This is a genomic window from Longitalea luteola, assembly GCF_017356035.1.
Lineage (GTDB): Bacteria > Bacteroidota > Bacteroidia > Chitinophagales > Chitinophagaceae > Niastella > Niastella luteola.
Map to the genome: position 1 here is coordinate 318926 of NZ_JAFIQX010000005.1, position 15056 is coordinate 333981.

Sequence of the window (15056 nt, forward strand, 5' to 3'; positions counted from 1 at the left end):
GGGCTTAACGATTTTTGATTTCGAGATTTCGGGATTTCGGGATTTCGAGATTTTGGGATTTTGGGATTTGGAGATTTTGGCATTTACCCCAAAGCCTTCCTGCTTGCAGGCAGGTTTTGAGATTACGCGGAGGTTCTGGTGCATTGGCAAATCTCGAAATCGAAAATCAGCAATCAGAAATCGAAAATCAGCAATCAGAAATCGTATATTACTCATTGTTTTCCACATCTTTGAACTCATATCTAAAATGTCTTTAATTTTCACTTATCTTCACTTTTCGTATTCCCGATCCTGTAAAATACCCGAATCTGATAGCCCCTGCTAACGGCCAAACACTTATTTTTGTAATTATTACTGTTAAACCCTGTTATTGTGGCATTGATTAAAAGTATATCAGGTATTCGTGGAACGATCGGAGGTAAAACCGGAGAAAATCTCACTCCCCTTGATGTGGTAAAATTTTCCGCCGCCTTTGGTAGTTGGGTGCTTGAAAAAAATTCGGGCAATAAGATTGTTATCGGCCGGGACGGCCGTATCAGCGGCGCTATGGTGCAGCAATTAGTTGTTAGTACGCTAACAGGGCTGGGCATAGATGTGGTTGACATTGGCTTGTCTACCACACCAACCGTTGAAATGGCGGTGGTTTGGGAAAAAGCGGCAGGTGGTATCATTATTACTGCCAGTCATAATCCCAAAGAATGGAATGCATTAAAGCTGTTGAACGAACGCGGTGAATTCATCAGCGGGGCCGATGGTGCGCTGGTGCTGGAAAAAGCCCAGAATGAAGATTTCAATTTCGCTGTTGTAGACAAGCTGGGCACCTACACCGTAAATGACACTTACATCCAAAAGCACATTGATACAATCGTGAACTATCCCCTGGTCGATGTGGAAAGCATCCGCCAGAAACAATACAAAGTGGTTGTTGATGTGGTGAACTCTACCGGCGCCCTGGCTATTCCGCCATTGCTGGCTGCCCTGGGTATTGAAGATGTGATCGTGCTGAACGAAGAGATCACCGGGAAGTTTGCACATAATCCTGAACCATTACCGGAGAACCTGACCGCCCTGAGCGCCGCTGTGCGTAAGCATAAGGCCGATCTGGGCATCGCTGTAGATCCGGATGTTGACCGCCTTTGTTTCGTTTGTGAAGACGGCAGCATGTTCGGGGAAGAATACACGCTCGTAGCTGTTGCAGATTACGTACTCAGTAAAAAAGTAGGTAATACGGTGAGCAATATGAGCAGCACAAAGGCATTGAAAGAGATCACTATCAAACACGGCGGACAGTACTATCCTTCTGCGGTGGGTGAGGTGAATGTGGTGAATAAAATGAAAGAAGTGGGGGCGGTAATCGGCGGCGAAGGCAACGGTGGCATCATCGTTCCTGATCTGCACTATGGCCGTGACGCACTCATTGGGATCGGTTTATTCCTGAGCTCACTGGCTACCCACAAAAATGGTATCCGTTCGTTCAGAACCCGGTACCCCGATTATTTTATCTCAAAGAATAAGATAGAACTGCAGAACGGTATCGATGTAAAAGAGATCTTCGAGAAGATCAAAACAAAATACAAGAACCAGCCGGTGAATACGGAAGATGGTTTAAAGATTGAGTTCGACAGTGACTGGGTTCACTTACGAACTTCCAATACAGAGCCGATCATTCGTATTTATGCAGAAAGCAGCTTCGAAACGACCGCCAATAATATTGCGCTGCGTTTGATGCACGATATCAAGGAGTTTTTGTAGTTCTGAGCGCTTAAAGGGTGCGGCACACTTTGAAAGTAGGCCACAGTTCAGAAAGTCTGGCCTTTTGATGGTGCAATGGCCGGTGGAAATAATGCAAAGAACAATGGCTTCTTTTGAATAATATCAGTTGAAGAGCGCTGTTTTTTGAACATTTAACGGTGTTACATTGTTTTTGATGCTATGCGTGTAATTCAGGTACATTAAAATAACTATTCAAATATTTTTTTGAATTTTGCTCCGCTTTTTTAGCGGAGCTTTTTTTTGGCCTTCCCCTAATTCCTCCGGTGGAAAGGGGACTTAAACGAATTCTACATGTCAAACCGTATTTATTTTGATAATGCTGCTACCACGCCGCTCGACCCCGCGGTGCTGGAGGCTATGATGCCTTACTTTACTGATAAGTTTGGCAACCCGTCTGCCATTTATTCTTACGGGCGGGAAAGCCGGCTGGCCATTGAAAATGCCCGCAAGATCGTAGCAAAGATCCTGAATGCGCATCCGGCAGAGATCTTTTTTACATCGGGTGGAACGGAAAGTTCCAACACTGCCATCAACGCTGCGATCCATGACCTGGGTTGCCGGCATATTATTACCTCGCCGATCGAGCACCATGCTACTTCCCACACCGTGGAACATTTATACCGCCATAGCGAAGCAACGTTGAGTTTTGTAAAGCTGCTGCCCAATGGCCATGTTGATATGGAAGACCTGGAACGGCTGCTGGCCGGCAGTACCGAAAAATGCCTGGTAACGCTTATGCATGCCAATAATGAAATTGGTAATATGCTCGACCTGCATGCGGTTGGTAACCTGTGTAAAATGTATGGCGCCATATTTCATTCCGATACCGTGCAAACAGTCGGTCATTTCCCCTTCGACCTGCGCAATACTCCTGTGCATTTTATCACTGGCGCCGGGCACAAGTTCCATGGGCCTAAAGGCGTGGGTTTACTGTACATTAACGAGAATGTAAAGATCAAACCATATATCCATGGCGGCGCGCAGGAGCGCAATATGCGGGCGGGTACCGAGAATCTGTATGGTATTGTAGGTTTTGCCAAAGCGCTTGAACTGGCGACCGAACGGTACGAAGCAGACAGCAGGTACATACAGGAACTGAAAGTATATATGATGGAACAGGTGAAAAAGGCAGTTCGCGGCGTTTCTTTCAATGGCGATCCTTTGGGCCGCAGTCTTTACACTGTATTGAGCGTTTCATTTCCCAAGACGGAGAAGTCGGAAATGATCCTCTTTAACCTGGATATGAATAATATTTGCGCCAGTGGAGGCAGCGCCTGCACCAGCGGGGCCGACCAGGGTTCGCATGTCATTCGGGCTATTAATAATAACCCCAACCAGGTTACGGTTCGCTTTTCGTTCAGTAAACATAACACCAAAGAAGAAATTGATTTTGTGGTGGAGAAACTGAAGGACATGATCTAGCGTTCTTTCGTGGTGACTGGCATATATGTTAACGGCTCCTTTTGCTAACAAATAAGAACAGACGTCCCGAGTGATCGGGATGTCTTTTTTATTCTGAGGTCTGACTTCCGATTTCGGACTTCGGACTTCCGATTTTCGACTTCTGCCTTCATTTTTTTGGTAAATTACTGCCCATGAAAGAATGGTCTCACTCCGGGCAGAATCACATTATCATCGGCGTTGATATTGGAACATCAGGCACCAAAGCCATTGCCTACACCCGGGAGGGAAAAGTTGTTGCAAATACGTATATGTCGTATAACCCGGTTTCCCGACAGCCGGACTATCACGAACTGGATCCGGAGGTGTTATACAATGCCGTTATCACCTGTATTGAAAGAACGGCACAACAGGTAATAACCCTGGCGGGTACTTTCGCCGGTATCAGTTTTAGTGCAGCCATGCATAGTTTGATTGCAGTAGATGCCGGTGGCCAACCGCTTACCAATGTTATTACCTGGGCCGATGCCCGCAGCGCCGCTTATGCAGAAACCCTGAAACAATCACCTGCCGGCAGGGAGATCTATCGCCACACCGGCACGCCTATCCATCCCATGTCGCCCCTGTGTAAGATCATGTGGTTTCGACACCATGAGCCGGCGATATTTGCAGCTACCCATAAATTTATTTCCATCAAGGAATTCATCTTTCACCGTCTTTTTCAGGAATACCTGGTCGATTTTTCCATTGCATCAGCTACCGGCTTGTTCGATATTTTCAATAACACCTGGTATGAACCGGCGTTGGCAGCAGCCGGCATTAGCCCGGCACGCCTGTCGCGGCCCGTACCTGCCACGTATGTTTTAAGAGGACTCAAAAGGCCTTGTCCTGAACAATTGGAGCTGGTCGCCGACACGCCTTTTATCATTGGCGCCAGTGATGGCTGTCTGGCCAACCTTGGCAGCCATGCCACTCAGCCTGGTGATCTGTCGGTGACCATTGGCACCAGCGCCGCTGTGCGTATGATGGCCAGCCAGCCTGCCTGGGATAAGCAGGAGCGCATCTTTAATTACATCCTAACCAACGAACGGTACGTATCCGGCGGAGCGATCAATAACGGTATTGTGTTATTGAAATGGTACACCGAGCATTTTTTGCATAAGCCATTTGCCAGCGCCAAAGACCTGGCTGCGTTTGTTGAGCAGGCTGCCCAGGCGCCGGCGGGCGCCGACGGTTTGCTCTTTCTTCCTTACCTGCTGGGCGAGCGGGCGCCGATCTGGGACGCTGTTGCAAAAGGCGTTTTTTTCGGCGTGCATGCCGGCCATACGCAGGCGCATTTTATGCGCGCCATTATTGAAGGGATCAACTATGCATTGTACCAGGTAGCCACTTCCGTACAGGAAACTGTGGGTACTATACAGCATATATATGCGAGCGGCGGTTTTATCAATGCTCCGTTATGGTTACAATGGTTAACTGATCTTTTTGGCAAAGAAATCAAGGTGATCAATAACGACGATGCTTCTTCTGCAGGCGCGGCCATACTTGGTTTGCAGGCCCTGGACCTGCTGGCCGGCAACCTGTTGATGCCTGAAATCCACAAGCCGCAGCATTATGTACCCGATATGGCGATGCATGACCGCTACCATCGTTATTATGCAGTATATTCAGGGCTTTATGATAAGTTAAAAGATGATTTTTACCGATTACATAAGATCCGGAGCTAGTTCTATCTCATTGAGTAGCAATAGTATTAATGCCCTTTAACATTTTGTTTCATTTATCTGGCACAACTGGCATATTTTTTAAAGTATATACAGTGAAAGGATGCACAACTCTACCTTTCAATCGCTGTGGTTAAGTTAAAACAAGTCATGCGAAAGTGTGATCGAGCTGCCCCGAAAGGATCGGGGCAGCTTTTATTTATGCCTGCTGCCGTTAAACCCAAATCATAAGCCATTAAGGGGAATAGTTGTACCTTGGAGGACCCTTAAAGAGCCAGTATGAATGAACTAACTGCAGTCAGAAAGCGGGTACAATCTATTGACATCTTGCGCGGTATCGTAATGATCATTATGGCGCTGGATCACGTCCGCGACTATTTTCATGTTGATGCTTTTCAAAGTGATCCGCTGAATCCCGACACAACTACTCCCATTTTGTATTTTACCCGCTGGATCACGCATTTCTGCGCGCCTACTTTTGTATTTCTTGCCGGAACGTCCGCTTACCTGGTGGGCACCAGGAAAACAAAAGCCGACCTGGGCAGTTTTTTGATGAAACGAGGACTCTGGCTTATTTTGATAGAAGTGGTTGTAATAACCCTGGGCTGGACCTTCGATCCTTTATACAGAACCACTATACTACAGGTAATATGGGCCATCGGCATCAGTATGGTGCTGCTTGGACTGGCGGTTCGTTTGCCCTACTGGGTTATTTTCAGTATAGGCGCCCTGATCGTGTTTGGGCATAATATCCTCGACTATCCGGAAGCTGCCCGTAAAAATGACGTAGGGTTTTTTTGGGACCTGTTACACAACGGGCGTTTTGATACCTATGCCTATGCACCGAACAGAATGCTTATCATAGCTTATTCTTTTCTGCCCTGGCTGGGTATAATGCTCATGGGCTATTGTGCCGGAAGATTGTTTGAACCGATTGTAACTGCGCAAAGCCGGCAAAAGAAACTGCTGTTGACCGGACTGGCATTGATCGCATTATTTGTGGTGCTGCGCCTGATGAACAATTACGGCGATCCTTTTACCTGGACGAGCCGGTCAACCGCTTTAGGTAGTTTCCTGGCGTTCATGAACGTACAAAAGTATCCGCCTTCATTGATGTATACGTGTATAACGCTGGGGCCCGCGCTTATTATGCTGGCCCTGCTCGAAAATGTGCAGAACCGGTTTGCAGAATTTGTAAAAGTATTCGGCCGGGTGCCTTTTTTCTATTACGTACTGCATATTTACCTGATCCACCTGGCAACGGTCATTGCATTTTATATAGAGGGATATGGCGCAAAGGATATTGCCGGTCCAACGCCTTTCCTGTTCCGGCCGGTGCAGTTCGGTTATGATCTGTGGGCGGTATATATCATCTGGATAGCGCTGGTATTGTTATTATACCCTTTATGCCGCTGGTATAACAATTATAAGAACACGCATACGCAATGGTGGCTGAGTTATTTGTAACGCTGAACGCTTAACGCTGAACGCTAAACGCGGAACGCAAAACGCTAAAGGCTCAAGGCTAAATACAAAACGCAAAACGCACATCAGCATATTAGCACATCAGCTAATTAGCTAATCTGCACATTTGTGCTGTTCATCATCAAATTATCAAATTATCACATCATCACATCAGCTAATCAGCATATTAGCGCTGTTTTTCATTATCACATTATCAAATTATCACATCATCACATTAGCTAATTATCGTTAGCGCTGTATTTCATTAGCACATCAGCTAATTAGCTAATCAGCACATTTGTGCTGTTTCATCATCACATCATTTCACGAGGTTCCTGATCTCATTCAACTTCAACAACGCTTCCACGGGCGTTAATCTATTGATATCGATATCCTGTAACATTTTACGAATGCCTTCGAAGGTTTCGCTGTGGGCGTCAAAAATGGAGAGCTGTACTTTTGCAGTGTCGGGTTGTTTTACCTGTTCGGCCAGTTTGCTCTTGGCGTTGGTAGCCGGCTGCTCCTCATGCTTTTTTTCGAGCAGTTTCAGGATCTCATTTGCCCGTTCAATGAGGGCAGGGGGCATACCCGCCATTTTCGCCACATGAATACCAAAGCTATGGGTGCTGCCACCGGGCGCCAGTTTACGCAGGAAAATGATCTTATTGCCTACTTCCTTATTGGTGATATGATAGTTCTTTACCCGCACCAGTTTGTTTTCCAGTTCGTTCAACTCATGGTAGTGTGTGGCAAACAGGGTTTTGGGTGCGTGGGGCGATTGATGCAGGTATTCTGCAATACTCCAGGCAATGGAAATACCATCGTAGGTTGAAGTACCGCGGCCGATCTCATCGAGCAGGATCAAACTGCGGCTGGAAATATTATTGATAATGCTGGCGGTTTCATTCATTTCCACCATGAAGGTAGATTCGCCGCCGCTTAAATTATCGGAGGCGCCTACGCGGGTGAATATTTTATCAGTGAGCGGAATACGGGCTGAAGTAGCCGGTACGAAACTGCCCATATGCGCCATCAGGGTGATCAACGCTGTCTGCCGTAATATGGCGCTTTTACCGCTCATGTTCGGTCCTGTTAGAATGATCACCTGTTGAGTGGCCGGATCGAGCAAAATGTCGTTGGCAATATAAGGTTCACCCACCGGTAAATTGCGTTCTATCACCGGGTGGCGGCTCTCTTTCAGGTCGAGCACACCGTCTTCATGCAGCTCGGGTTTTTTATAATTAAAGTGAAGGGCATTATGTGCAAAACACAGCAGGCAATCGAGCACGGCCATTACATGACCATTCACCTGCATCGGCGCAATGTAATCCTGCAATTCGAGCAACAGCTTTTCATAAATGTCGAGCTCAATAGCCAGGATCTTTTCTTCAGCGCCTGTAATCTTTTCTTCGTATTCCTTCAGCTCTGTGGTAATATACCGTTCCGCATTGGTCAGCGTTTGTTTGCGCATCCATTCTGCGGGCACTTTACTTTTATGTGAATTGGTTACCTCAAGGTAATAACCGAACACGTTATTGAAACCGATCTTTAGCGAGGAAATGCCTGTCTTCTCCGATTCCTTTTGCTGCAGTTGCACCAGGTATTCCTTGCCATTGGTAGCAATATTGCGCAGCTCGTCGAGTTCGGCGTGAATGCCGTTTTGAATGGCGCCGCCTTTGGCCGCCATGGCCGGCGGGTTATCGATGATCTCTTTGGTGATCTTTTCTTCAATGTAGCGGCAGCCGTTCAATGAATCGGCCAGCCGTTTCAGGTATTCATTGTCGGTATTGCTGCAGATCTGTTTGATCTCTTCAATATGCCGTAGACCACGGGCAATTTGCAGCACCTCGCGCGGGTTGATCTTTTTTAACGGGATCTTGCTCACCAGCCGTTCAATATCGCCGCACTGTTTAATGTGCTGTGTCAATTTGGCCCGAAGATCAACTTCTTTTATAAAGAACTCAACCAGGTTCAGCCGTTCATTAATGCGGGTAGTATCTTTTAAGGGCAGCAAGATCCAGCGTTTCAGCAGGCGGGCACCCATGGGCGATACCGTATTATCGAGCACCTTGTGCAGGTTGTTGCCTTCGCCATTGCCGTTACTGATGAGCTCGAGGTTCCGAATGGTGAAGCGGTCCATCCACAGGTAATCGTCGCGATCTATGCGTTGGATACTCGTAATATGCTGCAGGTTGGGGTGCTCGGTATCTTTCAGGTAGTGTAATACCGCGCCGGCGGCTACGATACCCCGGTGCAACTCTTCTACGCCAAATCCTTTCAGGGAATGGGTGTTGAAATGTTTGAGCAGACTTTCCGTAGCATACGGTTCGTCAAAGATCCAGCTTTCCATGGTATAGGTATAGAAGCGGGAACCAAACACCTCTTTGAAATGCTTTTGGAAGCTGCGCTGAAAGATGACCTCAGCCGGCTTCAGGGTTTGCAGTAATTTATCGATGTATTCCGAATTGCCTTCGGCCACAAAAAATTCTCCGGTAGAAATATCCAGAAAGGCAATGCCGGCCTGTTCTTCAGTAAAATGAATGCCAGCCAGAAAATTATTGCTGTTATGTTCCAGCATTTTGTCATTGGTGGCTACCCCGGGCGTCACCAATTCCGTTACGCCGCGTTTCACTATGCCTTTGGCCGCTTTGGGATCTTCGAGCTGATCGCAAATGGCTACGCGATAACCGGCCCGCACCAGTTTGTGCAGGTAGGTATCGAGCGAATGGTGGGGAAATCCGGCCAGTTCGCTGCTGAAAGCGGCGCCATTGTTTCTTTTCGTGAGGGTAATGCCCAGCACCTGCGAAGCAATGACGGCATCCTCGCCAAAAGTTTCATAAAAATCACCTACCCTGAACAACAGTACAGCATCGGGGTACCGTTGTTTAATGGCCCGGTGCTGTTGCATTAATGGAGTTTCTGTAGTGGCTTTTGACATGGCAGGCAAATATAAAAGGTTTGACAGGGGATAAAAAAGCAGGGATCGGGGATGTGGAGAAAATGGGAAGAAATAAGAATTTCTGATTTCTGATTTCTGATTTCTGATTTTGAGATTTTGAGATTTGCTCAAGGGCCATCTTTCCGATTAATTTAAAATCTCAAAATCCCAGAATCTCTAAATCCCGAAATCTCTAAATCTCTAAATCTCGAAATCCCAAAATCCCGCAATCTCGAAATCGTGGTGGGTCTGGTAAGAAAGGCCATTTTAAAGTAACTTTGCCCCCATGCGCAAATTGAGCATGGACGAACTGAACCGCAAATCGGTTCATGAATTTAAGGAAGCCGAAAAAATGCCTGTAGTGGTGGTGCTGGATAATATCCGCAGTATGCACAATGTAGGCAGTGTATTTCGCACGGCGGATGCTTTTTTGTTGCGGGGCATTTATTTGTGCGGTTATACGCCTCAACCCCCGCACCGCGATATTCATAAGACCGCCCTGGGCGCTACTGAAACGGTGGAATGGAAATATGCCGAAACAACCGTGGAGGCTGTGCAAAAGCTCAAAGCAGATGGCTACCTGGTATATGCGATAGAACAGGTGGAAAAAAGCATTCCCTTACATCAGTTCGATATTAACCAACAGGCAGCGGTGGCTGTTGTTTTTGGCAATGAAGTGACGGGGGTAGAGCAGGAAGTGATCAAATTATGCGACGGTTGCATTGAAATTCCGCAACTCGGCATGAAACACTCATTGAACATTTCCGTGGCGGCGGGGATCGTGTTGTGGGAGCTGGTCAGAAGCAAATTAGCTAATGTGATGATTTGATAATGTGATAATGTGATAATGCAGTTTCAGCATTGTCGACTGACGATTGTCGACTGACGATTGTCGATTGCGATGACGATTCCTGCCCAATAAAAAATATACATTCAATATTCGATAAACAACAATGAGCACCGTCAAAAAATACCTGAGCCTGATAAAATTTTCGCACACCATTTTCGCCATGCCCTTTGCGATGATCGGATTTATGCTGGGCGTTTTTGCCCTGATGAACACGGGTATAGCCGAGGCCAGAAAATCGCTGGGTCAGCAAGGCGAGTTTGTTACCACTGTTTTCAGGTTCACCCCTAACTATTCCCGGTTAGCGTTATTATTCATGCTGGTCATCCTTTGCATGATCTTCGCCCGCAGCGCCGCCATGGCCTTCAACCGTTATCTCGATCGCCACTTCGATGCGCAAAACCCGCGGACTGCCATCCGCGAAATTCCGGCCGGTATACTGAAAGCAAACAATGTATTGTGGTTTACTATTATCTGCAGTCTATTGTTTGTGGTATGCACCTGGTTCATTAACCGCATTTGTTTCTTGTTATCACCCGTAGCATTGTTCGTGATCTTGTTTTACAGCTATACCAAACGCTTTACACCGCTTTGTCACCTCGTGCTGGGACTGGGTTTATCGCTGGCCCCCATTGGCGCCTATCTGGCGGTGACGGGCGCGTTTGCGTTGCTGCCGATCTTATTTTCATTGACAGTGATCTTCTGGGTAAGCGGCTTCGATATCATTTATGCCTTGCAGGACGAAGAGTTCGATAAATCAAAACAATTGTATTCCATCCCTGCCTGGCTGGGAAAGAAGAAAGGACTACGCGTGTCGGAGCTATTACATGTGTTAAGCGCTGCCTGCGTTATTGCTGCCGGTGTATATGGTCATTTTAACTGGATCTACTGGATCGGCGTGGCTGTTTTCGTAAGCATGCTGCTGTACCAGCATTCCATTGTAAAACCAACCGATCTGCGCCGGGTGAACCTGGCGTTTATGACAGCGAATGGAATAGCCAGTGTGGTGTTTGCAATTTTTGTTATTACTGATCTGTTTGTAGGGTGATTACACTCAAAAGTTACAGGTTGCAAGGTCCAGGTTGCAGGGAAATTTAGTTACTGGTTACCGGTTCCCTGTCACCAGGCACAAATCAAAAGCATATTTATCAGGTACAGGTTACATGTTACAGGTTACAGGGTACAGGATACAGGGTGCAGGAAAATTCAGTTACCGGTTACCGGTTCCCTGTCACCGGGTACAAATCAAAAGCATATTAATTAGGTACAGGTTACATGTTACCGGTTACAAGGTACAGGATACAAGTTACAGGATGCAGGGACTGGGAAGATATGCCGAGGAACCTGGAACCTGAAACCTGGAACTGCCAGTTATAAACAAAGAACTTTTAATTTTTGAATGGCTCGCATTCTATCTATAGACTACGGAAAAAAACGCACCGGCCTGGCCGTTACCGATCCCCTGCAGATCATTGCAACCGGGTTGACAACGGTGGAGACGCCCAAACTGATCCCTTTCCTGAAGGACTATTTCCAGAAAGAAGCCGTGGAGCTGATCATTATGGGCGAGCCCAAGAACTGGGACGAAACGGATACGCATGCCACACCGCTGGTGAAAAAAGCGGTGGAGCGGCTGAAAAAAGAATTTCCCACCATTCCCATTAAAATGGTCGACGAGCGATACACTTCCAAAATGGCCTCCCAGGCAATGATCGATATGGGGCTGAAGAAAAAGCAACGGCAGAACAAGGCCCTGGTCGACGAAATTGCCGCCACCATCATGCTGCAGGAGTATCTTCGGAGTATTAGCTGATTATCAATGAATAGCAAGTAAATGGCCAATAACCCAGCGGTAAATGAGATAGTTGTTACAGGTTACAAGTTTCAAGTTACAGGGAAACCCGCACCCTGTAACAGCTAAAAAGGTAAGCCGCCGGTTGTAATGATTTATGAAAATGAGCCATATGTCCTGAAACCTGTAACAGGTAAACCGGCAACTGGTAACCGGTAACCGGCAACAGCCTTCAGCCACTCACTTTTTATAAGTAACTTTGCACCCAAATTTTATTCAAAAGGAACAGATACCATGATTTTACCGATCGTAGCATACGGGGCTGAAATTTTGAGGAGCAAGGGTAAGGAAATAACCCCCGACTATCCTAATTTGTCGAAACTGATCGCTGATATGTGGGAAACCATGTATGCCAGCAGCGGGGTAGGACTGGCGGCACCGCAGATCAATAAGGACATCCGTTTGTTTGTCGTTGACAGTGCCCAGATCTTCGAGAACCAGGAGGAGGATGAAAAAGGGAAATATCCCGATGAGCCTGGCATTAAACAGGTATTTATAAATGCCCGGATCAAAGAGCTCAATGGAGAAGAGTGGGCCTATAACGAAGGTTGTTTAAGCATTCCCAGGATCAGGGAAGACATCATGCGTAATGAAACGGTAACGCTCAGTTATGTAGATGAGAACTTCGTGCCGCACGAAAGAACATTCAATGGCATTACTGCCCGGATCATTCTGCATGAATACGACCATATAGAAGGAAAATTGTTTATCGACTACCTGAAGCCTTTGAAAAAAAGAATGCTGCGCGGTAAACTGGATGATATTTCCAAAGGTAAAGTGCGGGCCGATTACAAAATGATCTTCCCTAAATAGTGCCGATATGTTACCAGCCTGCTGGCGCGTACTGATCTTCTTACTGGTTTCATGTCCGCTGTATGCCCAGGACTCCCTGGTGCATTTTGAAAACAAAGCGGTAACCCTGAAAGAAGTAGTGGTGCGCAATAACCTGAACGTACAGGCTTTCATCGAGCGCATCAAAAACGACACTACTTTTTACAAAGCGTTCCGTAACCTGAAAGTACTCGGTTATACATCGCTGAACGATATCAGGATGCTGGGTAAAAAAGACCAGGTGACGGCTTCGCTCTACAGCCGTACCAGGCAGCATGTAAATAATGGCTGCCGCTATACCCAGGTACTGGAAGAAACCACCAGCGGCGATATCTACGACAAACATCATCAGTTCAACTATTATACAGCCGGCATGTATGCCGGTTTGTTCTTTGCTGCCGATACCATTTGTGGGGAAACGAATATTGTAAAAGAGGCAACGTTCAGCACACAGGGTAAAAGCGGACTGGCAAAACATAAAGAGCAACTGAAAATGTTGTTCTTCAACCCCGGTAAAAAGATCCCCGGCATTCCATTCATTGGCAACAAGGTGGCCTTGTTCGAAGAGGACGTTGCAGAGCGGTACGATTTCACCATTGATATGGAAGCCTTCAAAGGCGAAATGTGTTATGTGTTCACCTGCAAACCGAGGGCTGATCTGTCGGAAGGTGAAAAGGACAAGATCGTAGTGAACAATATGACCACCTGGTTCCGTATTGATACCTGGGAGATCGTGGCCCGCAACTACGACCTTAGCTACAATGCCGGCGTGTACGATTTTGACGTACGCATGGAAGTAGAGCTCACAAAATTCGGCAATTACCTCGTGCCAAAGCTGCTTCGGTATAATGGCAACTGGGACGTGGTCATGAAAAAGAGGGAGCGTTCAATCTTTACAGCCACGCTCTTTGATTTTGGCCTAAGTAAGTGAGACAGAAAATGTGATAATTTCATAATGTGATAATGTGATAATGAATCCAATTCAGGGAGGTTCGATAGCTCGCAGGCTTCCCCTAATTTCTAAATTATCTAATTATCTAATTATAGCATTATCGAATTATCACATTAGCAAATCAGCACATCAGCACATTAGCAAATTACGTTATTGACCGCGTCTTGGCATAGCCCCTCCACTTCTCGAACAACTGCTGCATATCTTCTGGCATTTCGCTGTTGAACACCACTTCTTTGCGGCTGCGGGGATGAATAAATCCGATTGTCTTTGCGTGTAGGGCATGCCGTGGGCAAATGGCAAAACAGTTGTCGACAAACTGTTTGTATTTGCTGAAAACGGTCCCTTTTACAATTCTGTCGCCACCATATAATTCATCATTGAACAGGGGGTGGCCCAGGTGTTTCATATGTACGCGGATCTGGTGGGTGCGGCCAGTTTCCAGTTCACACTGGATAATGGTCACATAGCCCAGGCGTTCGAGCACTTTATAGTGGGTAACCGCATCTTTGCCATAATCCCCATCGGGGTAGGCGTCGAAGATCTTGCGGAAGCGCTGGTGGCGGCCAATATGCGCCCGAACGGTGCCGCTGTCTTCGGCAACATCGCCCCAAACCATGGCCACATACTGGCGGTGAATGGTATGATCAAAGAATTCTTTGGCCAGGGAGGTCACCGCTTTTTCGGTTTTTGCCAGCACCATTAAACCGCTGGTATTTTTATCGATCCGGTGCACGAGTCCAAAACGGGGCAGGGTGTCGGCCGAAATATCGCTGTTCTGCTGCTGTAAATGCCAGGCAACGCCGTTGATGAGTGTACCGCGGGGGTTACCGCTGGCCGGGTGTACTACCAGTCCCACCGGCTTATTTACGATCAGGATGTCATCGTCTTCGAAAACAATATTCAACGGCATTTTTTCCGGGATGATCTCTTCGCCATGCATTTCCTTGTCGGAGTACACGATGATCTCTTCGCCCGGCTTTATTTTGTGATTGGCCTGTACGGTTTTACCATTTACCGTAACCCGGCCGGTTTCAATGGATTGCTGCACTTTATTACGGGAAGCGCCCTCGATACGGGCTACCAGGAATTTATCGAGGCGCATGGGTTCCTGGCCCTTATCTACCACCAAACTGAATCGTTCATACAGTTCCTCTGCGCCTTCAGCGCCATCTGCGCTTTCTGCGCCTTCAAAATTTTCGTCCTGCTCATTAAAAGTGTTGGCATCCTTTATAGTCATGTGGTATCACAGTTTCGACAAAGGTAACAAACGA

At 46.9% G+C, this 15056-nt stretch carries 11 protein-coding genes; 9 read left to right on the forward strand and 2 right to left on the reverse strand.

Annotation, left to right across the window (positions count from 1 at the left end; genetic code table 11):
• Positions 1-372: 372 nt before the first annotated feature.
• The 4 genes from glmM to JUB15_RS15420 all read left to right on the forward strand — a co-directional run bounded on the left by glmM (position 373) and on the right by JUB15_RS15420 (position 6365).
• Complete coding sequence (gene glmM / locus JUB15_RS15405) at positions 373-1752, forward strand: phosphoglucosamine mutase (protein ID WP_207513381.1); 1380 nt, start codon at positions 373-375, stop codon at positions 1750-1752.
• A gap of 312 nt (positions 1753-2064) precedes the next feature.
• Complete coding sequence (locus JUB15_RS15410; RefSeq protein WP_207513382.1) at positions 2065-3195, forward strand: cysteine desulfurase family protein; 1131 nt, start codon at positions 2065-2067, stop codon at positions 3193-3195.
• A 173-nt stretch (positions 3196-3368) separates the two neighbouring features.
• The gene (locus JUB15_RS15415) at positions 3369-4901 is read left to right on the forward strand and encodes a gluconokinase (RefSeq protein ID WP_207513383.1); all 1533 of its coding nucleotides are present in this window, start codon (positions 3369-3371) and stop codon (positions 4899-4901) included.
• A gap of 276 nt (positions 4902-5177) precedes the next feature.
• Entirely contained in the window at positions 5178-6365 is a 1188-nt protein-coding gene (locus JUB15_RS15420) for an acetyltransferase domain-containing protein (RefSeq protein ID WP_207513384.1), read from the forward strand.
• Positions 6366-6681: 316 nt separating this feature from the next.
• Here JUB15_RS15420 and mutS read toward each other — a convergent pair whose 3' ends face one another.
• The gene (mutS, locus tag JUB15_RS15425; protein WP_207513385.1) at positions 6682-9300 is read right to left on the reverse strand and encodes a DNA mismatch repair protein MutS; all 2619 of its coding nucleotides are present in this window, start codon (positions 9298-9300) and stop codon (positions 6682-6684) included.
• Between the two features lie 286 nt (positions 9301-9586).
• Here mutS and JUB15_RS15430 point away from each other — a divergent pair, with 286 nt between their 5' ends.
• From JUB15_RS15430 to JUB15_RS15450, 5 genes are all read left to right on the forward strand, one after another.
• Positions 9587-10129, forward strand: coding sequence for an RNA methyltransferase (locus JUB15_RS15430; RefSeq protein WP_242696358.1), 543 nt, complete (start codon positions 9587-9589; stop codon positions 10127-10129).
• A gap of 124 nt (positions 10130-10253) precedes the next feature.
• On the forward strand, positions 10254-11195 hold the full coding sequence (locus JUB15_RS15435) for a UbiA-like polyprenyltransferase (protein ID WP_207513386.1): 942 nt from the start codon (positions 10254-10256) through the stop codon (positions 11193-11195).
• 351 nt (positions 11196-11546) lie between these two features.
• Positions 11547-11960, forward strand: a complete 414-nt coding sequence (gene ruvX, locus JUB15_RS15440) for a Holliday junction resolvase RuvX (protein ID WP_207513387.1) — start codon at positions 11547-11549, stop codon at positions 11958-11960.
• 273 nt (positions 11961-12233) lie between these two features.
• Positions 12234-12812, forward strand: coding sequence for a peptide deformylase (def, locus tag JUB15_RS15445; RefSeq protein WP_207513388.1), 579 nt, complete (start codon positions 12234-12236; stop codon positions 12810-12812).
• 7 nt (positions 12813-12819) lie between these two features.
• A complete protein-coding gene (locus JUB15_RS15450; RefSeq protein WP_207513389.1) occupies positions 12820-13761 on the forward strand; it encodes a hypothetical protein in 942 nt (313 codons plus the stop codon).
• A gap of 166 nt (positions 13762-13927) precedes the next feature.
• Here JUB15_RS15450 and JUB15_RS15455 read toward each other — a convergent pair whose 3' ends face one another.
• Entirely contained in the window at positions 13928-15022 is a 1095-nt protein-coding gene (locus JUB15_RS15455) for an RluA family pseudouridine synthase (RefSeq protein ID WP_207513390.1), read from the reverse strand.
• Positions 15023-15056: the final 34 nt, after the last annotated feature.

What these genes read in the sequence shown, in the direction of transcription:
- JUB15_RS15410 (WP_207513382.1), top strand. Translation starts at nt 2,065, where the DNA reads ATGTCAAACCGTATTTATTTTGATAATGCTGCTACCACGCCGCTCGAC.
- JUB15_RS15415 (WP_207513383.1), top strand. Translation starts at nt 3,369, where the DNA reads ATGAAAGAATGGTCTCACTCCGGGCAGAATCACATTATCATCGGCGTT.
- JUB15_RS15420 (WP_207513384.1), top strand. Translation starts at nt 5,178, where the DNA reads ATGAATGAACTAACTGCAGTCAGAAAGCGGGTACAATCTATTGACATC.
- mutS (WP_207513385.1), bottom strand. Translation starts at nt 9,300, where the DNA reads ATGTCAAAAGCCACTACAGAAACTCCATTAATGCAACAGCACCGGGCC.
- JUB15_RS15430 (WP_242696358.1), top strand. Translation starts at nt 9,587, where the DNA reads ATGCGCAAATTGAGCATGGACGAACTGAACCGCAAATCGGTTCATGAA.
- JUB15_RS15435 (WP_207513386.1), top strand. Translation starts at nt 10,254, where the DNA reads ATGAGCACCGTCAAAAAATACCTGAGCCTGATAAAATTTTCGCACACC.
- ruvX (WP_207513387.1), top strand. Translation starts at nt 11,547, where the DNA reads ATGGCTCGCATTCTATCTATAGACTACGGAAAAAAACGCACCGGCCTG.
- def (WP_207513388.1), top strand. Translation starts at nt 12,234, where the DNA reads ATGATTTTACCGATCGTAGCATACGGGGCTGAAATTTTGAGGAGCAAG.
- JUB15_RS15450 (WP_207513389.1), top strand. Translation starts at nt 12,820, where the DNA reads ATGTTACCAGCCTGCTGGCGCGTACTGATCTTCTTACTGGTTTCATGT.
- JUB15_RS15455 (WP_207513390.1), bottom strand. Translation starts at nt 15,022, where the DNA reads ATGACTATAAAGGATGCCAACACTTTTAATGAGCAGGACGAAAATTTT.